This window comes from Nocardia pneumoniae NBRC 100136 (assembly GCF_000308755.1).
Lineage (GTDB): Bacteria > Actinomycetota > Actinomycetes > Mycobacteriales > Mycobacteriaceae > Nocardia > Nocardia pneumoniae.
This window is the reverse complement of record NZ_BAGF01000152.1, coordinates 26,763-46,861: the sequence shown is the minus strand read 5'-3', so window position 1 is coordinate 46,861 and position 20,099 is coordinate 26,763. Positions and strand designations below refer to the sequence as shown.

The 20,099-nt window shown below is 68.7% G+C and carries 16 protein-coding genes; 6 read left to right on the top strand and 10 right to left on the bottom strand.

Annotated elements, in window-relative coordinates:
- Nucleotides 1–93 precede the first annotated feature (93 nt).
- Nucleotides 94–1,038, top strand: a complete 945-nt coding sequence (locus ON34_RS32080) for a hypothetical protein (RefSeq protein ID WP_157172555.1) — start codon at nt 94–96, stop codon at nt 1,036–1,038.
- 29 nt (nt 1,039–1,067) lie between these two features.
- On the opposite strand, the gene ON34_RS32075 is transcribed toward ON34_RS32080, so the two are convergent.
- The 4 genes from ON34_RS32075 to aztB all read right to left on the bottom strand — a co-directional run bounded on the left by ON34_RS32075 (nt 1,068) and on the right by aztB (nt 7,120).
- On the bottom strand, nt 1,068–2,915 hold the full coding sequence (locus tag ON34_RS32075; RefSeq protein WP_245548298.1) for a hypothetical protein: 1,848 nt from the start codon (nt 2,913–2,915) through the stop codon (nt 1,068–1,070).
- 88 nt (nt 2,916–3,003) lie between these two features.
- Nucleotides 3,004–4,173, bottom strand: coding sequence for a zinc metallochaperone AztD (gene aztD / locus ON34_RS32070; RefSeq protein WP_040786973.1), 1,170 nt, complete (start codon nt 4,171–4,173; stop codon nt 3,004–3,006).
- Nucleotides 4,174–4,196: 23 nt separating this feature from the next.
- Nucleotides 4,197–5,114 (bottom strand): zinc ABC transporter substrate-binding protein AztC, encoded by a 918-nt coding sequence (gene aztC, locus ON34_RS32065; protein ID WP_083889954.1) that lies wholly within the window; start codon nt 5,112–5,114, stop codon nt 4,197–4,199.
- Nucleotides 5,111–7,120 carry a zinc ABC transporter permease AztB gene (gene aztB, locus ON34_RS32060; RefSeq protein ID WP_040786970.1) on the bottom strand — a complete coding sequence of 670 codons (2,010 nt, stop codon included), beginning with the start codon at nt 7,118–7,120 and terminating at the stop codon, nt 5,111–5,113. Before aztB ends, aztC begins: the two co-directional genes overlap by 4 nt.
- A 52-nt stretch (nt 7,121–7,172) precedes the next feature.
- Here aztB and aztA point away from each other — a divergent pair, with 52 nt between their 5' ends.
- The gene (gene aztA / locus ON34_RS32055) at nt 7,173–7,850 is read left to right on the top strand and encodes a zinc ABC transporter ATP-binding protein AztA (RefSeq protein WP_245548297.1); all 678 of its coding nucleotides are present in this window, start codon (nt 7,173–7,175) and stop codon (nt 7,848–7,850) included.
- A gap of 61 nt (nt 7,851–7,911) precedes the next feature.
- On the opposite strand, the gene ON34_RS32050 is transcribed toward aztA, so the two are convergent.
- Nucleotides 7,912–9,123: an MCE family protein gene (locus ON34_RS32050; protein WP_306303666.1), complete on the bottom strand. Its 1,212-nt coding sequence runs from the start codon at nt 9,121–9,123 to the stop codon at nt 7,912–7,914.
- A gap of 163 nt (nt 9,124–9,286) precedes the next feature.
- Between ON34_RS32050 and cyp51 the strand changes: the two genes are divergently transcribed.
- Nucleotides 9,287–10,648: a lanosterol 14-alpha demethylase gene (gene cyp51, locus ON34_RS32045; RefSeq protein WP_040786961.1), complete on the top strand. Its 1,362-nt coding sequence runs from the start codon at nt 9,287–9,289 to the stop codon at nt 10,646–10,648.
- Between the two features lie 55 nt (nt 10,649–10,703).
- Here cyp51 and ON34_RS32040 read toward each other — a convergent pair whose 3' ends face one another.
- Genes ON34_RS32040 through ON34_RS32030 form a run of 3 tightly spaced genes read right to left on the bottom strand, consistent with a single transcriptional unit; the run spans nt 10,704 to nt 14,141 of the window.
- A complete protein-coding gene (locus ON34_RS32040) occupies nt 10,704–12,308 on the bottom strand; it encodes an acyl-CoA synthetase (RefSeq protein WP_040786958.1) in 1,605 nt (534 codons plus the stop codon).
- A 25-nt stretch (nt 12,309–12,333) separates the two neighbouring features.
- Nucleotides 12,334–13,584 carry a hypothetical protein gene (locus ON34_RS32035; protein WP_040787367.1) on the bottom strand — a complete coding sequence of 417 codons (1,251 nt, stop codon included), beginning with the start codon at nt 13,582–13,584 and terminating at the stop codon, nt 12,334–12,336.
- A 5-nt stretch (nt 13,585–13,589) separates the two neighbouring features.
- Nucleotides 13,590–14,141, bottom strand: a complete 552-nt coding sequence (locus tag ON34_RS32030) for a nuclear transport factor 2-like protein (RefSeq protein ID WP_040786954.1) — start codon at nt 14,139–14,141, stop codon at nt 13,590–13,592.
- Between the two features lie 338 nt (nt 14,142–14,479).
- Here ON34_RS32030 and ON34_RS36620 point away from each other — a divergent pair, with 338 nt between their 5' ends.
- Nucleotides 14,480–14,854: a helix-turn-helix domain-containing protein gene (locus ON34_RS36620; protein WP_040786949.1), complete on the top strand. Its 375-nt coding sequence runs from the start codon at nt 14,480–14,482 to the stop codon at nt 14,852–14,854.
- Nucleotides 14,855–14,925: 71 nt separating this feature from the next.
- Here the strand turns inward: ON34_RS36620 and ON34_RS32020 are convergent, their stop codons facing one another.
- Nucleotides 14,926–15,438 carry a hypothetical protein gene (locus ON34_RS32020; protein ID WP_040786947.1) on the bottom strand — a complete coding sequence of 171 codons (513 nt, stop codon included), beginning with the start codon at nt 15,436–15,438 and terminating at the stop codon, nt 14,926–14,928.
- Nucleotides 15,439–15,669: 231 nt separating this feature from the next.
- On the opposite strand from ON34_RS32020, the gene ON34_RS32015 reads away from it, so the two are divergent.
- Nucleotides 15,670–16,320 (top strand): DUF6968 family protein, encoded by a 651-nt coding sequence (locus tag ON34_RS32015; RefSeq protein ID WP_157172554.1) that lies wholly within the window; start codon nt 15,670–15,672, stop codon nt 16,318–16,320.
- Nucleotides 16,321–16,516: 196 nt separating this feature from the next.
- A complete protein-coding gene (locus tag ON34_RS32010; RefSeq protein WP_040786942.1) occupies nt 16,517–17,881 on the top strand; it encodes a WS/DGAT/MGAT family O-acyltransferase in 1,365 nt (454 codons plus the stop codon).
- A gap of 74 nt (nt 17,882–17,955) precedes the next feature.
- Here ON34_RS32010 and ON34_RS32005 read toward each other — a convergent pair whose 3' ends face one another.
- A complete protein-coding gene (locus tag ON34_RS32005) occupies nt 17,956–20,067 on the bottom strand; it encodes an AMP-binding protein (RefSeq protein WP_051023486.1) in 2,112 nt (703 codons plus the stop codon).
- Between the last annotated feature and the right edge of the window lie 32 nt (nt 20,068–20,099).

Genomic DNA, 20,099 nt, shown 5'->3' with positions numbered 1-20,099 from the left:
CCGATCAGGCGTCGGAATAGAGAGCGGGACCCCGACACCACGGGTGACCACGCCCGCGCCCCTGACGACGACTCACGCACCGGAGCCGACCCGGTGATCAGCACCGATCTCGTGCAGACCGACGAAATGAGTCCCGCCGCGGGACAGCACTCCGATCTTCCGCGCGGGCTGCGCCTTGTGCTCTCGGCCGCAGGCGCGATCACCTCGCAGGCGCTGGTCGTGACCGCGATGCTGTACTACTTCGGACAGGTGTACACGCGAACCTGGTTCGCGCACTTCGGGATCGACCTCGGCATGCTCGGCTATTCCATTCCCGATTACGTCGTTCGCAGCATCAACGGCACCTATTGGCCCGCGTTGCTGGGATTGCTTGCCGCGGTGGCGATCGCCGGGCTTCGTCCGATCCCGATCCTTGTCGCAGTGCGAAGTCGGCGACCACGACAGACAATGCGCCGCTGGTTCGCCTTCGTCGTCACGGTGGGCGCGAGTTTGCAAGCCGCGGTGGCAGTCGGCATCCTGCTGCGTGCGCAGCTGCCCGCAGCGATGAGCCGATACCTCCCGCTGATGCTGATCGCCGGTACGGCACTGCTCGGCTACGCGATAGCGCTGCGGATGTGGTTTCCCGTCCAGCTCGGTCCTCGGCGGCATCGCCGAGCCCGCTCGACGGAGTTGCCGTGGGTCACCGTGCTGGCGCTGCTGACCCTCGGCTTCCTCGCCACGCTGTGGTCGGTCGGTGGCTATGCCGCCGACCAGGCGAAAAAGGATGCCGTCACCGCGGAGAACACGCACTTCGCCGATCGCCCGCTGGTGTTGTTGTTCAGCGTCGACCGGCTTGCCATCGAAGGCGGCGCCGCTCGCGTCGATCCGATCACCGTGCCCGACGAGAAGTTTCGCTACGTCTACAGCGGCCTGACCCTGCTCGCCCGGACTCCGGATCGCTACTTCCTGATCCCCTACGACTGGAAAGCCAAGCGCGACCGCGTATTCATCATCGATGCCAGCGACAGCATTCGAATCGATATCGCACGTCACCCATGATCGCCTCGGCGAGGAATCGCGCCGGACTTTCAGTTGTCGTACGATGCGACGCCGACCGGTCCGACGCCCACGCAAAGCTCGAGTCCTGGTGTGCCAGAAGAAATCCGTAGCGACGTGCCACCGCCGACGATGCGAACGAACACCGTATTCGGCCCCTTCCGAACCGTTGCGGCGACGGCTTTCCCGTGGTCGAAGCCGACATTGATCCGGCCGTCCTGGTTGGCGAAATAATTGAGTTGCGCGGTCCATTCGTGCTCGAACATCAGCCCGTCGAGCAGCAGGTGGACCGGCGCGGTGCCGTTGATCCGGTACCCGCAGCCCGGCTGAGGACCGGGAAGGATGATTCGATTCCACCAGACCGTCGCTTCGACGATCTCGCCGGTATCGGTGATCATCCGCAGATGTGGCGTCGAGTCGGCGAAGGTGCCGGGCGCGGCGATGGGCGCGAGCACTCGACTGGTCAGATTCTGGGGATAGGCCAGCGGGTTCAGCACTTGCCATGGCACTTCCTGCTCGAGCAGCGGTGCGCCGTCCCACCCGTTCAGCGCTGACTTCACGTTCGTCACATAGGTTTTGGTCGGGCCGACGCGCCACGATCGCACGAAGGTGTAGGTGGACCAAAGACTGCTCACTAGGAACACCACCAGCGCGGCGACCACCACACGGCGGCTCCGGAACGACATGGGTTTGCGTGACGGTCTCGGCCGGGCACGCACCATCAGCGCACCCGCGGCACTCAGCACCACCGCCAGGTCGGCGAAGTAGCGCAGGGACTGCATCAGTTCCGCGGCGGTATTCGGTCCGCTACGGGCCAGCGCGACCGCTACCTGGACGACCAGAACGTAGGCCGCGATCGCCAGCCAGACCGCACTCACCCGGAGCCGGGCACGGACCGACAAAACCACCAGCCCGGCCAACGCGAGCCAAGCCGACACCACGGCCCAGCCCGGCGGATCCGCCCACGGTGTGGACGGTAACCACCGCTCCCAGACCCACGGGCCGCCGAACAACGCCGGAACGATGCCGAGTGATGCCGCGCCCGGCAGCAGATCCCGCAGTTCGCGCAGGTCCTGAGGCACGGCGGGGCCGCCGACCACTGCGAGATAGCCGATCAGCCAGCAGGCCAGCACCAAGCCCGAGCCCGCCCACAGTGCCGCACCGCGGCGCGCGACCACGCGAATCGGGGACTCGCCACCGTCGACAGAGCGAGCGAGGGCCACGCCCGCGAACGCGATGAACGGCACGATCACGGACTTCTCGAAGAACAGCAGCGCCACCGCGAACACCACGGTCGCTGAGATGGCGTACCGACGCCGTCCGCTCTGGATCAGCAGAATCGCGTCGCCGATCACCCAGGCGAGGGCGAATTGCAGCGGCAGCGCGTTCAGGGCAGCCGCCCACCACGCGAACGCCGGAAGCGTCAGCGGGCAGAACAGATAGAAGACCAGCGGAGGCAGGGTCGTCCACCGTACGCCCACCAGCACCATCAGCATCCGCAGTACGGCCACGGACGCCGCGAGCTGGAGTATCAGCAACACGACCACCGGCCCGCCCCAGGCCAGCGGCGCGATCGCGGTCACCGCCCATGCGGTGGCGAAGGCCAACGGCATGAAGTGCCCGTCATGGTTGTACAGCAGCAGATCCGCCGACCACAGCGGGAATCGGGCCGCCCGGCCGACCAGAATGAGATCGTCCCAATAGAAGTAGCCGCTGTCGGCTACCCACCAGCGGATCGCCAGCTGCGCCAGGATGAGACATCCGGCTGCGACGACCACCGGCCGCGCATCCCGGATCCTGCGCGGTAAGCGGAATGTCGCCGACGATGGCGGCCGAGGGACGCGCACGGGCTCCGGCACGGCGAGCGCGGCAGTGTCCATGCCATCCCACGGTAGCGCCGGTGGACTCCGGAACCCATCCCCCGTTCGCCGCGGCGTTTCCGGCGTCGCGCTCCTCGCGTGCCCGAACTCAGTGACCGATGACGCCGCTGAGTTCGTTCGGCGTACCGGGCAATGTGACAGTCGCCGTTTTCGCTCCGGTCGCCAGATCGATCCGGTGCACCTGCTTGGTGGCGGGATCCGAGACGTACGCGGTGCCGCCGCGGACGAACAACGCGGGTCGCGGTTTCTGCCATTGCAGCGGCTCCTGCCAAGGATCGGTGACCGGAATCGTGCGCACGACGGCGCCCGCGACCGGATCGATCACGTGGAGACGGCCGTCCGTGCCCAGCACGAGGGCCTCACCGTGCGGGCCGCGGCCCAGCGAGCGGAAGGTGTAGCTGGTGCCGAGATCGACCAGCCGCAGCGTTCCCGTGACCGTATCGATCAGCGAGATCTGCTGTGGGCGTTCGAGTTCGGCGTCTTTGTCGCGCTTGTAGTCGCCGAGCACGATGGGCGAGGTGTCGCTGCCCGCTTGGTTGCCGATGCGGCCGTATTCGGTGGGGCTGACCACTTTGCTGATCGTGCCGTTGCGGTAGACGAGCACGCCGTTCTGGCAGCCGATCACGACGGCCTCGCCCGCGGCGGTCGCCTCGCCGTGCACTCCGGGGCAGTCCTCGTTGCGCGCTTTCTCGGTGCGGTTCTGGTCGAGCACCGCGATCCCGGTCCGCTTTTCTTCGGTGCCGAGCGTGACGACCAGGTCGCCGTTGGCGAGTTCGATCGCGACGCCGTGGTGCGGGGCCGCGGCACGATAGGTGGAGGTCTTCGGTGTGCCCTCAGCGAGGTCGGTGGGATCGAACACGGTGACTTCACCGGTGCCGTCGCTGAAGAGCACGGTTCGCCCGGCATGGCGGACCACGTGGCCGGGCTCGGGACCGGGGAACCGCGCGCCGCTGAATTCGGCGGCGGTGGCGTCGAAGACGCGGAATCCCTCCTTGGTGGAGACGATCAGGTGACGGTCGTCGCCTGCCGGGTTGAGCCGGTTGAAGCCGTCGAGGTCGACCGTGCCCGCGAGTTCCAGAGTGGTTCCGTCGAGCACGTAGATTCCGCTGTCATGGGTGAGCGCGATCGGATCGGCGATGTGTCGATGCCGGGTGTCCTGGTCTTCCTGCGTGTCGGCGCCGCAACCGGCGACGGTGAGAACGGCGGTCATCAAACCGGCCAAGGCCGCCGATGTCGTGGTCCGGGATCGTAGCTGCATGGGTTCCTTCTCTTCGTCGGTCGCTAATCGGCGGTGAGACCGCGCACGATGGCCTCGGTATTGGCACGCATCATGTCCAGGTAGGTGCCCGCGCCGCCGCCCGGTTCGGTGAGCGACTCCGAGTACAGCGGGATCACCCGCACGTGCAGCCCGGCTTGTTCGGCGAGCACCCGGGCCAGGCGATCGGGTTGCGAGGAATCGGCGAAGATCGCGCTGACCCCCGCGGCCCGGATCGTTCCGGCGAGGGCGGCCAGATCCGACGGGCTCGGCGAGGCGAGCGTGGTGCCGCCGGGGATCACGGCGCCAACCACCGTGAAGCCGAATCGCGCCGCGAGGTAACCGAAGACGTGGTGGTTGGTGACCAATTTGCGGCGCTCGGCGGGAATCGTGGCGAACCGCTCGGTCATCCAGCGCTCGAGGTGATCGAGGTCGGCCAGGTAGCGGTCGGCCCCCGCGCGGATCGCGGCGGCGTCGACGCCGTCGACGTGATGGACGATCCGATCGCGGACGATCTCGACGGCCCTGCGCACGCGGCGAGGGTCGGTCCAGAAGTGCGGATCCGGCCGACCGTTCGCGTCGTCGGCGGAGTAGCTGATCGGATCGATCTCCGTGCCGACCGAGACGGTCGCCACCCCGGACCTCTCGGCTGCCTCGACGTTGCGCAGCACGTTCTCCTCCAGGCCCAGACCGTTGTAGACGATCAGGCTCGCGCGCTCGAGCTGGGCCGCCTGCTGGGCGGAGATCGCGAAGAAGTGCGGATCCGCGTTGGGCTGCATCAGGACGGTGACCTCGACCGCGTCGCCCGCGACGGCGCGGGTGAGGTCACCGAGAATGTTGGTGGTGACAATGATTCCGTCGCGGTCGGCGCCGGAATTCAGGCATGCGGTCAGCGCGAGCAGCGCCGCGGCGACCAGTGCGCACAGCCGGATCGCGGGCTTCACCGACCGACCTCCACCATCATCGCCGGGCTGATGTCGAGGGGGAATGTTCGTGCGCCGCGGAGGTTGTCCGCGTAGTCGATCTCGTGGATCGCCCGTCCCGCGGGATCGTTGACATAGGCGCGGTGGTCGTCGACGAGAATCACCGGCGCTGCCGCGTCAGCGGTTACCGGCGCGGTCAGCCGCCGCGCCGCGGTGGACTCGCGCCCGGACGCCGGGTCGTAACCATGCAGCAGTCCGTCCTCGGTGAGGGCCAGCACCGGGGTGCCCTCCCCCGCCGTGTTCACCGCGACCGCCGGGCCTGTCTCCAGCAAGGTCCATGTCGTGCGCCTGATGTCGAGCAGCCAGACTCCGCGGGGCCCTGCCTTCGCCACCAGCGTCGCGCTGCCGGGGCGATGGAAGAACTCGACCGCACGGTCGCCGTCGGCGACAGCGAGCGGATACGGGATCTTCGCACCCCTGAACACCGCGTCTCGCGCCGTCACCACCAATGCGCCGTCGGCGCAGCCGAAGACGACGCCACGTCGGGTCACCGCCGAGCCGCGCGGGTCCGGGCACCGCTCCGCGACGACGGCGACCGGTGCGCCGTCCCGGGTGCGCACCTCGATGGCTCCCCGCGCAGGCACGGACACGAGCAAGTGCTCGGCGTAGGGCACGGCTACCCCGTCCGCGATCACGCCGCGCTCCCGCAGCGAGCCGGTGCCGAGTGCGGACCGGTCCAGCAGAGACGTACCACCCGTTGCGAAAGCGACGGCCGTGACACTGCCGTCCCCGTGCACGGCCGACACCGCACCACCGGTGAACGCTCCGAGATCCCGGGCGGGCGCCCGGTAATAGTGCACATGGTCGCCGTGGTCGACTGTCCACGAGCCCGCGTCGACGGTACGCACCCGGCCACCGTCGGACAGGAAAGCGAAACGGCCGTCGCCGCCGATACTGTCGGCACCGTCCGTCCGGCCGAGGTCGATGACGTCGCCGGTGATGAGATCGACAACCCGCACGGCACCGGTCCCCTTGTCGGCCACGACAAGCCGCGGCTGGGCTTCCGCGGTCTCCTCGGCACCCTCGACATAGCCGTGCGGTGTCGCCTCCACCGGCTGCGACGGCCCGCCCGCCCCGCATCCGAGCAGCGGCGCGATCGCGGCGAGGATCAGGACCATTGCCAGCGGTTTCGACCGCGGACCGGTCGAGCGAACCCGGTCGCGCAGCCAGGCCGAGAGCGTGGAGAGGACGAACAACGCGACGGCGGTCGCGGCGATCGTCGCGCCCGCCGCGGTGCCCGCGTGCCATGAAATCACCAGCCCGGCCGCCGTCGCCGCCGCGCCGAGCACCGCGGCGGTGAGCATGATCGACCGGATGCGATGCACCCAGTAGACCGCGGCCGCGGGCGGCGCGATGAGCAGGCCGAAGACCAGCAGCGTGCCGACGATATGGAAGGACGCGACGATCGCCAGGGTCACCAGGCCGATCAGCGCCACATGCGCGAACCGAGGCCGCAGCCCGAGGGTGTGCGCTTTGCGCGGATCGAAGGTGAGCGCGACGAACGCCCGGTGACCGAGCACCGAGACGACGGCCGCGAGAACCACCGCGGCCGCCAAGTACCACAGATCCCGCTCCGCGACGGCCAGCACGTCACCGAAGAGGAATCCGGTCAGGTCGACCGCGAACGACGGCGACCGCGACACGACGATCACACCGACCGACAGCATCCCGACGAACAACAGCCCGATGCCGGTGTCGGGCGCGAATCTGGTGCCGCGGCCCAGTACCGAGACCCCGACCGCCATCGCCGCCGCGCTGAAAGCCGCGCCCACCAACAGGTTTCCGCCCAGCAAGGCGGCTATCGCGACGCCCGGCAGCATTCCGTGCGCCATCGCGTCGCTCAGAAAAGCCATGCCGCGCACCACCACCCACGTTCCCGCGATGGCGCACAGGCACGACACGAGCAGTCCGCCGCACAAGGCCCGCTGCACGAAGGAAACCTCGAACGGGGCGACCAACCACTCCATGGCGCAGCACTCTACAATGATAACGATTATCATTACAATGAGTGGGGTTGCGATGCCAGACATCCGGATCGCCGAACTGTCGGCCGGATACCGGGGACATCCGGTGCTGCACGAGGTCAGCGTCACGATTCCGGGCGGGCAGGCGACCGCGCTGGTCGGACCGAACGGGTCCGGCAAATCCACCCTGCTCGGCGTCCTCGCCGGTGTCATCACGCCCACGGCGGGAACGCTCGGCCTGGGACATGCCCGACCGGCATTCGTCGTGCAACAGAGCAGCGTTCCCGCTACCTTGCCGATCACGGTCCACGAAACCGTCGCCATGGGCCGCTGGGCGCACCGCGGCGCATGGCGCCGCCTCACCCGGCGGGATCGGACGATCGTGCGCGAACACCTCGACCGGATGGACATCGCCCACCTTGCCGACCGCCGACTCGACACCCTCTCCGGCGGCCAGCGCCAGCGCGCACTGCTCGCCCAGGCACTCGCCCAGGAATCCGGCCTGCTTCTGCTCGACGAACCGACAACAGGGCTGGATTCGGTTGCCCAGCAAGAGATTTCCGAGGCGATCCGCCGCGTCGGCGACCAAGGCGTCACGGTCGTGCACGCCACACACAGCCGCGAGGACGCACTGCGCGCCGACCACTGTCTCCTCTTGCGCGACGGACGGATAGCCGCTCAGGGAGACCCGCACACCGTCCTGCACGGCACACGAACCGCTGAACCGGCCTGAGCGGTGGCGCAAGGCATTTCGCCACGGAGGTTGGCTCCTCAACGTGGCGTGGTGCACCGAACTAGCGTGGCACCCCTGGCATTCCAGCGAAGAGGATGCGAAAGACACTGGGAGCGTTGAACACGACCGCGGTCGAGGGAATATACGGCGCGCCCTCGTTGGTGTCGGTGACGGCATAGTCGGCGTGACTGCCCGGGGCGCGGTCGAGGATCCCGTCGCAGCGCGGACCGCCGGTGGCGTTCACCTTCGGCAGGTCGTCGGGATAGGTGTAGGGCCGAGCGCCGTACATGAAACTGGCGTTGAAGATCGCGCCCGGCACGGTTCCGCCGATGATGGCTTCGGCCGCGGGCGTCGCCTTCGCGATGCCGACGACCACGCAGTACAGCACGGGTGCATACCTGTCGAGCAGGGAGCTGGTGGGGCGCAGGAGTTGCACCGCCGCGGCGACAGCGGGCTCGTTCTCGGCGAGCACCGCCCGCGTGGTGTGGGCCAGCCCGATGAGGTCGAGCAGCAGGACATCCAAGTCTTGGCCTCTGGCGGTGATCGTCCCACTCGTCACGGTCGCGTTGTCCACGGTGCGCAATAGATCGGGAGAAGTGTCGGCATACAGCCCGGCGACATCTCCGGCAGCCGACAGGTCCCGTTGCAAAGCGGGCATACTCGGATTGATCTGCCGCAGATAGTCCTCCGCGCGGGCGAGGAGATCGCCGAGTTGATCGCCGCGACCATGCAGTGCGGTGCCCAGCGCGGTCAGCGTGGCGTTGAGCTTGCCGGGTTCGACCTCGGCGAGGATGTCGCTCAGCCGCTGGAACAGCGTGTTGTATTCGACGGTGACGGCGTCGGCGCGGATCGTCGCGCCCGGCCGCATCGGCGTCGGCGACGGCATGGGCGGCACCACGAAAGTGACGTACTTGGCGCCGAACACCGTGGTGGAGCGGATATTCACCGTCGCGTTGGCGGGCACCAGCCGCAGCAACTCGGGATCGAGCGCGAGCCGCAAGCGCACGTGATCGTCGCGATATTCCACTGCGCTCACCCGCCCGAGTACCACCCCGCGCATCCGGACCTTCGCCTCGGGATCGAGCACCAGCCCCGCGCGTGGCGCCTCGACGGTGATCGTCACGGTGGACCGGAACCGTCCCGCGTACATCGAGACGGCGAGCACGACGACCGCGGTGATCAGCAGAATCATCGCCGCCCCAGCGATTTTCAGTCGAATGGCCCGCCACACGACCAGCATCGCCCGCTTGCGGGAATCTTGCTTCGGATGCACCGATCACCTCTTACCGCGGGCTGTATGGAGAGGAACGCCATCGGCCCTGACCCGGCGTGACGGCGGCGGGTCGGTCCCCTTGCCCGGCACTTCCTATCCGTAGTACTGTCCAGACACGTGTCCATGATAGTTCTCGGGCACCGATCCGGGGAAGGATTTCCACATGACGCTGGTGACACCACGGCGGGTATCCGGAGGCGACCACGAGCACGGTCATCTGGAGGAGTTCCGCGTCGATCCGATCGGGCTGATGCGCCGGGTCCGCGACGAGTGCGGTGACGTCGGGTCGTTCGATCTGGCTGGGCGCCAGGTCATCCTGCTGTCCGGCGCGGAGGCCAACGAATTCTTCTTCCGTTCCGGCGACGAGGACCTCGACCAGGCCGCCGCCTATCCGTTCATGAAGCCCATCTTCGGCGACGGGGTCGTCTTCGACGCCAGCCCGGAACGCCGCAAGGAGATGCTGCACAACCAGGCATTGCGCGCCGAGCACATGCGCGGGCACGCCGCGACCATCGCCCGGGAAGTCGAGCGGATGCTGGCGCGCTGGGGCGACGAAGGGGAGATCGACCTGCTCGACTTCTTCGCCGAGCTGACCATTTACACGTCCTCGGCCTGCCTGATCGGCGTGAAGTTCCGCGACGAACTCGACGACCGCTTCGCCCGCCTCTACCACGACCTGGAACGCGGCACCGACGCACTGGCGTACGTCGACCCGTACGCCCCCATCGAGAGTTTCCGCCGCCGCGACCAGGCGCGCGCCGAATTGGTCGGTCTGGTCCAGGCGATCATGGACCGCAGGGCCGCGAACCCGCCCGCGGGCAAGGACGAGCGGGACATGCTCGACGTGCTCATCTCGATCCCGGGCGACGACGGACGGCCGCGGTTCAGCGCCAGCGAGATCACCGGCATCTTCATCTCCATGATGTTCGCCGGTCACCACACCACCTCTGGGACGGCGGCCTGGACGATCATCGAACTGCTGCGCCACCCCGGCGTATTGCGCCAGGTCGTCGCCGAACTCGACGAGCTCTACGCCGATGGCTCCGACATCAGCTTCGGTGCGCTGCGCCGAATCCCCCGGCTGGAAGCGGTGGTCAAGGAAACACTGCGCCTGCACCCACCGTTGATCATCCTCATGCGTGTGGCACGAGGCGAGTTCGATGTCCGCGGTCATCGCATCGCGCCCGGTGACCACGTGGCCGCCACCCCGGCCATCTCGAACCGGATTCCGGAGGACTTTCCCGATCCGGACGCTTTCGATCCCGGCCGCTACCTCGATCCCCATCAGGCCGACCTCGTCAACCGCTGGACCTGGATTCCGTTCGGCGCGGGCCGCCACCGCTGCGTCGGCGCCGCGTTCGCGCTCATGCAGTTGAAGGCGATCTTCTCACTCCTGTTGCGGGACTGGGAGTTCGAGATGACCCAGCCGCCGGACAGCTACCGCAACGACCACTCCAAGATGGTTGTGCAACTCGCGCAGCCCTGCACCGTCCGTTACCGGCGGCGCAAACCCGGCCCAGAATGAGGACCTCGCGCTCCCCGGCATCGGCTGCCGGGGAGCCCGCAAAGGCGACATCACGTCAGTCCATCTTGTGGTCGGGTCCCCGACCGGCCACGTACTGCTGGGCCCACCGGTAGTCGGGTTTGCCGCTCGGCGCGCGGACAACCGCGTCGGCGATCCAGATCTGCCGCGGCACTTTGTATCCGGCCAGGAAACGGCACACGTGCGCCCGCAGATCGGCGAACTCGATCGGCCCGGCCAGCGACACCACCGCGGCGACCTGATGTCCCCAGCGTTCGTGCGGCACGCCGAGCACCACCGCGTCGTCGATCGCGGCGTACGCCTTCACCACGCTCTCGACCTCTTCGACGAAGACTTTCTCGCCGCCGGTGTTGATCACCATGTTGCCGCGGCCGAGCAGGGTGATGGACCCGTCGGTCTCGGCGCGGGCGCGGTCGTCGGTGACGACCATGCGCACCCCGTCGACGGTCTTGAACAGCTTCTCGGTCTTGCCGGGGTCTTTGTAATAGCCCAGCGGCACGCTGCCGGTCTTGGCCAGCCAGCCCTCCGCGCCGGGCGGGACCTGGCGGCCGTCGTCGTCCACGACGAGCGCGCCGCGGCCGGTCTGCACGCGCGGGCCGCGCGCGGGATCGTCGTGCTTCTGCGCGAAACCGATTCCGCCGAAACCGGTTTCCGAGGATCCGATGGAGTCCGAGACCACCGCCCACGGGAACAGCTCCAGCAGGGTGTTCTTCACCGACTGCGACAGCAGCGCGGCGCCGGAGGCGATCGCCAGCAACGAGGACGCGTCCACCGGCTCGCGCCCGAACGCCTCGATCAGCGGCCTCGCCATGGCGTCTCCGGTGATCACCATGACCTGCGGCCGTCGCCCGGCGACGGTCCGCCACACCCGCCGCGCGTCGAAGCGCGGCTCGAAGACGACGGTGTTGCCCGACCACAGCGCGGTGAAGGTCGGCATCATGGCGGCGGCGTGGATCAGCGGCGGCAGCACCAGCCAGGTACTCGGATCGCGCTCGGCGCCGGTGCGCGACTGCTGGTACTCGTCGGCGACCGGTTCGCCGGTGTAGAAGTCGATGCCGCCGCCGAGGACCCGCCACATGTCCTCTTGGCGCCACATGACGCCCTTCGGCATGCCGGTAGTCCCGCCGGTGTACATCATGAACAGGTCGTCGGCGCCGCGCCGGACCACCGGACGTTCGACGCTCCCGGAGGCGAGGGCGGCTTCGTAGGGCATCGACGCGGAATCGTCAGTGTCGCACGCAAACTCGTCGTCGACGCAGATCGTGTACCGCAAGAGAGGCGTGCTCATCCTGGCCGCACGGACGGCCTCGGCGTAGCAGGCGTGGTACACGAGCACCTCGAGATCCGCGTTGGCGTAGACGTAGGCCAGCTCGGCGGCGCGGTACCGGTAGTTGACGTTGATCGGGACGGCCGCGAGCTTGAAGCAGGCGATCAGCGTCTCCATCGTCTCGATGCTGTTGTGCATCTGGAAACCGACGTGGGTTCCCGCGCCGACCCCGGCCGAGACCAGATGGTGGGCGAGCCGATCGGCGCGGACGTCGAGTTCGCGGAAGGTCACCTGGCGGTCGTGCTGGATCAGGGCCACCCGTTCGGGCATGGCGTCCACGGAGTGCTCGAAGAGGTCGGCGAAATTGTTGGCCATGTCGTTCCATCTCTCGGTGTCGCTGTCACACGACGGTGAGGGGCAGAGGGATCCCGCGGTCGGTGAAGGTGAACGCGGCGCCGGTGCTGAACCGGGTCAGCGCGACCTCGGTCGCCTCCCGGAACGGTTGGTCGCCGAGCGCGATCTCGGCGCTCCAGCTCTGGTCGGTCACGGCGACGACCTCCGTGGAGAAGCGCGGATTCACGCCGCGCACCAGCGCGTTCAGCGGGCCGAGGTGGTGCGGGTCGAGCAGCGACGGCCACGTTCCGTCGGTGTGGGCGCCGCTGGCCGCCGGAAACGTCAACCGGACGCGACTGTCGGCTTCATACACTTCGATTCCCGTGTAGCACAGTGGGTTCAGAGCGGGATGCAGACGCAGTACCGTTGCCAGCGCTGCGATGTCATCGGCGAGGCCGAGGCAATTGCGCAAGCGCTCGCTGGTGAGCCCGGCGATACCGGCGAACTGTTTGCGCCCGATCTCCAGTGCCGCGGGCCCGTCCAGTCGTGCGCGTACCGCGATCATGAATCCGAGGGTGAGCAGGTGATGTTGCAGGCAGACCTCCTCGGCGATGCGAACCAGCGCCGAGCGGGAGAAGTCGGCGAAGCGCACATCGCTGAGCAACGGCCCCGAATAATCCGGCCGCCCTTCGTCCTCGGGGTCGATCGCGGGCAGCTCGAGCCCCGCCGCCACCGACTCGGCGACGAGTTCGGCGTTGGGCGGCACCGGCGGTGGCACGTGGGCCGGATCGATGCGAACCGTCCAGGCGCACACCGGTTTCCGGTCGGCTGGTCGGCGCGGTGGTCGGTGGATCGGCCGGACCTGCGCGTGCGGGTTGGTGGCCAGGGCGGTCGCGTCGAACGTCGGGTCTTCGATGTCGTGGCACATCGACACGACGAAGTCCTCGCCCATCGGTTCCACGTCGGCGAGCGCGCCGCAGTGGTCGAGCCAGAACTCGCCATGCCGGTGATCGTCGACCCGGAAACGGAAATCCATGAACTGCGGCGGCGCGCCGATATCCAATTGCAGCCCTTTGAAGATGGTCTCCACCCCGTCGCCCGCGAAGCCGAGTGCGCGCTGCATGCGGCGGGTGTAGACCGGGCTCGCGACCTGCCACTCCTCGATCGCGACGGCGGTCATGCCCTCCCGGCCGAACGCGGCGATCGAGTGCGCCATGCCGGAGCGGTCGATGAGGTGGCCGCACAGGAGCAGTTCGGGCACAAGTGCGGCCAGCGTGGTCCGATCCAGGTCGGCGAATCGGCTGCGTGGCTCGGCCATGGTGGTCACCACAGCGCGACGGGTGATTCGCCGATCCGATACCACCCGGGCAGCGGCTCCCCTGAGACCGACCGCTCGATGCGACGCCGCATGCCCTGGGTGAGCGCGTTGTTCGTGATCATCTCCAGGAACAGCGCGGAGACATTGCCGAAGTCGAAGAAGTCACGCTGCCAGGACCATTGGAAGTCGCCGCCGTAACGGAACCAGCTGCCGCCGATGCCCTCTGGCGAATAGTTGCGCCCGTCCGGGCGTTCGGCCGCGCTGATCTGTTTCCAGAAACCGATGACGCTGCCGGTGCGTTCGTCGACGACGAACTCCTGGTACGGGTAGGTCCAGCCCTCCAGCCCGGCCATCTCCTGGCCGAGGGCGAGATCGCGGATCTCGTCGCGGCCGACGGCCATGAACTCCTGGGTGGGACCGTAGTTCCACCCGTAGGTGGCGTCCTCGGTGTACATCTGCGCGAGCGGCTTCCAGTCGCCCTTTTCCTCGCAGCGCTGATTCTCCACGATCCAGCGCTGGATCATTTCGTCGAGTTCGGCGCGGTCGAAACCTGGCATCGGTCAACCTTTCGGGCAGGGCCGGTCTCGCCGTCACCGGCGATCGACAAGCCGTGACGAGGACGGTGATCACCCGGACGACCGCCCCGAGAGACACTTAGCTGGACATGTGTCTGGACGGTACCACTGTCCTTTTTGCCGGACAATCCCCGGACCGCCGCTCACTCGCGCCTCGGGTGCCGCCGCGGACCGGGCGGCGACCGGCGCGTCGCGACGGGTCGGCAACCGCACTCCCCCATGATGTTCAGCGTTCATCGGCGCGGTGGGCGCCGCCCGGCGCCGACACGGTGCGCCGTAACCGATCGACTCGACCGAGGATGGGAGAGCGTGTGGGGAAAATGGGTAGGCGGAAGCGGTCCAGGCTGATCACCAGCGGGATCCTGCGCGAAAAGCGGCAAACGGAAGAACCCGGCGATTCGCCGAGCCCGGCGGCGGAACGCGCGGACGCCGTCGAGGTCGCCGCCGCGCTCGACCTCGACGCGCTCGCGACGCGCGTGCGTGCGCGGCGCCGCGAGATGAAGTGGACCCAGGCGGACGTGGCGGGCAACGGCGGTCCACCGGCCAAAGTGGTCAGCGAGATCGAACGGTCCCGCAATCGGCGGCCCAGCGCCGAGGTGCTGGACAAGCTGGACGCGGGGCTGAGCTGGCCGCCGGGCACCAGCGCGGCGATCCTGCGCGACGGTGTGGCGAGCGAGCTGGCCGAGGCGCACTGATCGGATTCGAAAACCGGCCGGTCGGAGCGTCTTTCGAGCTCCGACCGGCCGTGTGCGGGCAACGACCGCCGCTACAACGGCGCGGTCGTGGTGTTCGAGCGTCCCACCCGTTCGTCGTTGACCAAGTGGTAGGCGCGGCCCAAGTCGTCCAGCGCCCGCTCCCATCGAATCTCCGCCTCGTAGCCGCGCGGGTTGCGGCTGAGCAGGAGCAGGGATTCGGCCGCGTCCGTCGAACGCGCGGCGGCGTCCAGCAAGACGGGAACCGGCTCCACGGTGGTGCCCGCCGCCAGTGCGCCGATGCGGTCGTGCAGCCAGTGCGCGTCGAAACGTGCCTGTTCCGTGGGATTGTCGCCGTCCACCGGACGGGTGCTCACCGCGGCGGCGCGGGCGGCTTCGTCCTCGTCCATGGTCGTGGTGACGACCTGCCGCAGTTCCCGGCTCGCGATGCGGTGTAGCAAACCGACCAAAAGGACACGCTCCGCGTTCGGACCGTGCAGACCGGCGTCTCCCAGCCGCGCACCGACCTCGTCCGGGTCGACCCGGAGAATCGACAGAACCGCTCGTAACTGCGCAATCGTTACCACTTCGTCCGCCCCTCCTCGTCGTTGCGGGCCCCACCATCACATCTCGACGACAGCCTGCCAAACCCGAAGCACATTAACTACCCGGTAGCCATCTTTCGATCCGGCGTGTCGCCGGTCACATCTCCCACCACGCCCGCACCGTCCGGGCGATTTCTCGTCCCGAGCCGCTCTGCGGTCCAGGTCACGTGATCCGCAGGATAACCGGCGCGGGAGTTGGGTACTCCCCCCACTATGAGAGCGATACCGGCGCGGGTCACTGGGGACACGACCACGCCCGCAGTGCGCGAGTCCGAACACGGCGGTGCGATCGCGAACACGAAATGGCGTCGCATCCGGGAGGTGATCGCCACCCGCACCGTCGCCGACGCGGCGCGGGAAGTGTCGATCGAGGTCGGCAAGCCGCAGATGGCACCGGGTGACACGGGCGTGGTGTGCGGATTCCGCATCCAGGGCATCGGTGAGCGCTGGGCGCACGGCGCCGATTCCATCGCGGCGCTGTATCGCGCGTTCCAGGAGATCGCCGACGAGCTGCGGCAGGCGAACGACCGCGGCGCGCACTTCGAGGTGACCGAGCCGTCCGATCCGCGGTTCCCCGCCACCCCGACCCGCCCGTCGCGCGCCGCCACGACGGCGGTGCACGAGCCGCAGGCCCTCATCGCCGCGCGCACGCTGCGCGATGCCGACAGCTCGCTGTCGATCATCATCGGCAGGCCGTATCTGGCGGCCGACCGGCGGCACCATCTGTGCCGGTTCCACATCAGCGAGCAGGGCGCCTCGGTGGCCAGCGGCGTCGACGAAATCCAGGCGCTGCACAGCGCGATCCACTTGATCAGCCAGCGCCTCGAGCTGCCCGCCGATTGGCCGGTGAGCCGGCTGTCCTGAGGCCCCCGCGGAACAATCCATCCCGGACCGCCCAGCCGGTCCGGATTCGGCGTCGAATCATCGTTGGTGGATTGTCGTTCGACCGGCGCAGTTCTCCTCCGGCGCCATGAGCTCCCCGCGGCACGCCCGTCGCCGACACTCCCCCGCGCCGAACCGGACCGCGGCGACGCCGCGGCGTCGCAGGAGGGAACTGCCCATGGAATTCATCTCGCCGCTGGACGCCTTGTTCCTCATCGCGGAATCACGCGAGCACCCGATGCACGTCGGAGCACTCCAGATCTTCGATCCGATGGACAGCACGGGACCGGAGTTCGCCCGGCGCGCGTACGCGACCCTGGCGGCCGAGCAGGACTTCCACCGCACCTTCCGCAAGCGACCGGCCCGGCTGTTCGGCACACCGCAGCTGGCGTGGACGGTAGAGCGCACCATCGAACTCGACTACCACCTACAGCGGTGGGCGCTACCGGAGACAGGTGGCCCGGACCCGCTGGTGGAGATGACCGCCGGACTGCACAGCACCCTGCTGGACCGCCATCGGCCGCTGTGGGAAATGCACCTGATCGAACGGCTCGCCGGTGACCGCGTCGCCTTCTATGCGAAGATGCACCACGCCCTCATGGACGGCGTCGCCGCCCAGCGCCTGATGCAGCGCACGCTGACCAGCGACCCGGACTCCCGCGAAGCGCCGGCGCCCTGGCATCTGCCGCCTTCGGACCGGCGCGAGGAGACCCCGTCGCGGTCGCGCACGCTCGGTGGGGCGGCGCGGGCGATGGTCGCCGCGGCGGGCGCGGCGCCCGCGATCTTGCGCCTGGCCCGCACCGCCCTCCTGGAACAGCAGTTGACGCTGCCCTTCGCCGCGCCGCGCACGCTGTTCAACGTCCCGATCGGCGGGGCACGCCGCTGCGCCGTCCGCTCGTGGCCGCTGGATCGCCTGCGCCAGGTCAAGAAGATGACCGGCACGACCCTCAACGACGTGGTGCTGGCCATGGCGGCGGGCGCGCTGCGCGCCTACCTGATGGCCCATCACGCCCTGCCGGACAAACCGCTGGTCGCGATGGTGCCGGTCTCGCTGCGCCCGGATTCCGACGAGGGTCACACCGGCGGCAACGCGGTGGCGGCGCTGCTGTGCGGGCTCGCCACCGATCTGGCCGATCCGGCGCGGCGGCTCGCGGCCATCAGCTCGTCGATGCGCCGCAGCAAAGAGATCTATCGCGAGCTCTCCCCTGCGCAGGCGGTCTCGCTGTCGGCGCTGACGCTGAGCCCGCTGGCGCTGGCGCTGCTCGTTCCCGCCACGACCGCTCTGACCAACCCGCCGTTCAACATCGTCATCTCCAATGTTCCCGGCCCGCGCGAACCTCGGTACTGGAACGGCGCCCGCCTCGAGGCCAGCTACCCGCTGTCCATCCCGCTGGACGGCCAGGCGGTGAACATCACGCTCACCAGTCACGCCGACAGCCTCGACATCGGCATCGTCGCCTGCCGCCGCGGCGTGCCGGACGTGGCCACGCTGCTCGACCACCTCGAGACGGCGCTGTCGGATCTGGAAGACACCGTCTACTGACAGCCCGGCCCGCCGCGCCCGTCCACGGAAGGGACGGCGCTCGGCTCACCGGCTGGCGCGCCCCGGTTGCGCGATCACGTCGAGCCCGCCGTGCCGAGTCCGTTGATCGAGGGCGGCAGCGGCTGCGGCGTTGCGCTGGGACCGGCCAGCAGGCGCTTGAGGATCTTGCCGGTGTCACCACGCGGAAGCGCCGTGAGGAAGGTGACCTCCCGTGGCACGGAGAAGCGGCTCAAGCGGTTTCGGATATAGGTGCGGACCATGTCCGAATCCAGCCCGGCTCCTTCGCGTTTGACCACGAAGGCCACCAACCGCTGGCCGAATTCGTGGTCCGGCACCCCGACCACCGCGACGTCGCTGACCTGCGGCAGGTGCGCGAGCGCCTCCTCGACCGGACGCGGGAAGACGTTCTCGCCGCCGGAGATGATCATCTCGTCGTCGCGGCCCGCGATGAACAACCGCCCCGCGGCGTCGAGATAGCCCAGGTCGCCGGTGTCGAGCATGCCGTGCGCCTCGTCCGGCGGCGCCGCGTTGACGTAACCGTCGAACAGCATGTGGTTGCCGACGAAGATGTGCCCGGTGGCGCCGATCGGCAGCCTGCGGTGATCCGGTCCGAGCACGGCGATCTTGGTGCCCAGCGGCGGACGGCCCGCCGTGGTCGGCGAGGTGTGCAGATCCTCCGGGGTGGCGACGGTCGCCCAGGAGACCTCGGTGGAACCGTAGACGTTGTACAGGACGTCGCCGTAGGCCTCCATGAATCGCTCGACGGTCGCACCCGCGAGCGGTGCGCCGCAGCTGATCACGTGGCGCAGGCTGGAGGTGTCGTATCGTGCGCGCACGTGCGCGGGCAGATCGAGGATGCGCTGCACCATGGTCGGTACCACGATCACCGTGTTGACCTGGTGTTCGGCGATGCGGCGCAGGCAGTCCTCCGCGTCGAACCGCTCCGGGAGCACCACGGTCGCGCGCAAGGCGGTGCTCAGTTGCAGCCCGGCCAGCCCCCAGGTGTGGAACAGCGGAGCCGGAATCAGCACGACGTCGTTCATCTGCATCGGGATGCGCGACAGCAGCGCCGCGATGGACGCGAAGCCCTTCGGATGCGGTCTGCGCGCGCCCTTCGGCGTCCCGCTGGTCCCGGAGGTGAGCACGATCAGCCGTCCCGGCTGCGCCGGTGTGCGAAACGTGCGGTGCCCCTGCGCCACCAGATCGTTCACGGTGATCCGGCCGGGCACCGGGGGCCGCCCGTCGGTGTTGTAGCGCGGGATGTCGGCGTGCAGGTATTGCACCAGCTGCTCGAGGTCACCGTCGACGAAGACCGCCGACAGGCGGTCGCGCTGCACGATCTCCTCGATGGTGCGACCGGCCAGCCCCGAGTTGAGCAGGGCCACGTCCACGCCGAGTTTGCCTGCGGCGACCATGCATTCGACCATGCCCGCGTGGTTGCGCGACAGCAGTCCGATGGCGTCGCCGGAGCCGAGACCGAGTGCGGCCATCGCCGCGGCGAGCGCGTTGGTCCGCTCGTGCATGTCGGCGAAGGAGCGGGTGCCGCGGTCGTCGACGATCGCGGTCCGCTCCGGATCGAACGCCGCGCCCGCCGCGTACCCGCCCGCCAGGTTGAATCCCCACTTGGCCAGCGAGCGCAGCTGTTTGAAGCTGCGATCCGGACGCACGGGCAGCACGACGCCGGACGCCACCATCTGCCGTGCGACGCCCGCGTTCCGCCGGATCGGCGAATCCTCGCCGTTGACGATCAGCGACGTCCGCGCGCCCTTGGCCACATCGGCCACCCGGCGCAATCCGCTCTTGGTCCAGTCCGCGATGGCCACGTTGGACAACTCCGCGACGCGCGGATGCACCCGGCTCGGCGCGAAGTAGGTGACCGTGACCTTGGTGCGCTCCTCGTCGCCGTGCAGCCGCACCGACGCGAAGCTGCCGAGCGCGGCGTACTGCATTTCGAAGCTCTCGTACCAGCGGCCGACACTCAGGCGGATCTGGTGCGTGCGGATACCGGTCGCATAGGTGCCGACGCGCATCTGCCACACGACGTTGCCGTCGGCGGATTGGATCTGCTCACACGCGCCGATACCGGTGAACATGCGCGGATAGGTCTGCGGTTCCAGCAGCAGATCCCACATGGCTTTGCGGGCGATCGCGAATTCCGCGACTACATCGATGACATCGGTAACCAACTTCGCGCACTTCTCGTCGGCCGGTTCGAAGA

Excerpts from the sequence above, each read along its gene's own strand:
- ON34_RS32035 (WP_040787367.1), bottom strand. The coding sequence starts at position 13,584 with ATGGCCGAGCCACGCAGCCGATTCGCCGACCTGGATCGGACCACGCTG.
- ON34_RS32040 (WP_040786958.1), bottom strand. The coding sequence starts at position 12,308 with ATGGCCAACAATTTCGCCGACCTCTTCGAGCACTCCGTGGACGCCATG.
- ON34_RS36620 (WP_040786949.1), top strand. The coding sequence starts at position 14,480 with ATGGGTAGGCGGAAGCGGTCCAGGCTGATCACCAGCGGGATCCTGCGC.
- ON34_RS32030 (WP_040786954.1), bottom strand. The coding sequence starts at position 14,141 with ATGCCAGGTTTCGACCGCGCCGAACTCGACGAAATGATCCAGCGCTGG.
- ON34_RS32015 (WP_157172554.1), top strand. The coding sequence starts at position 15,670 with ATGAGAGCGATACCGGCGCGGGTCACTGGGGACACGACCACGCCCGCA.
- ON34_RS32075 (WP_245548298.1), bottom strand. The coding sequence starts at position 2,915 with ATGGACACTGCCGCGCTCGCCGTGCCGGAGCCCGTGCGCGTCCCTCGG.
- aztD (WP_040786973.1), bottom strand. The coding sequence starts at position 4,173 with ATGCAGCTACGATCCCGGACCACGACATCGGCGGCCTTGGCCGGTTTG.
- ON34_RS32010 (WP_040786942.1), top strand. The coding sequence starts at position 16,517 with ATGGAATTCATCTCGCCGCTGGACGCCTTGTTCCTCATCGCGGAATCA.
- cyp51 (WP_040786961.1), top strand. The coding sequence starts at position 9,287 with ATGACGCTGGTGACACCACGGCGGGTATCCGGAGGCGACCACGAGCAC.
- aztA (WP_245548297.1), top strand. The coding sequence starts at position 7,173 with ATGCCAGACATCCGGATCGCCGAACTGTCGGCCGGATACCGGGGACAT.
- aztB (WP_040786970.1), bottom strand. The coding sequence starts at position 7,120 with ATGGAGTGGTTGGTCGCCCCGTTCGAGGTTTCCTTCGTGCAGCGGGCC.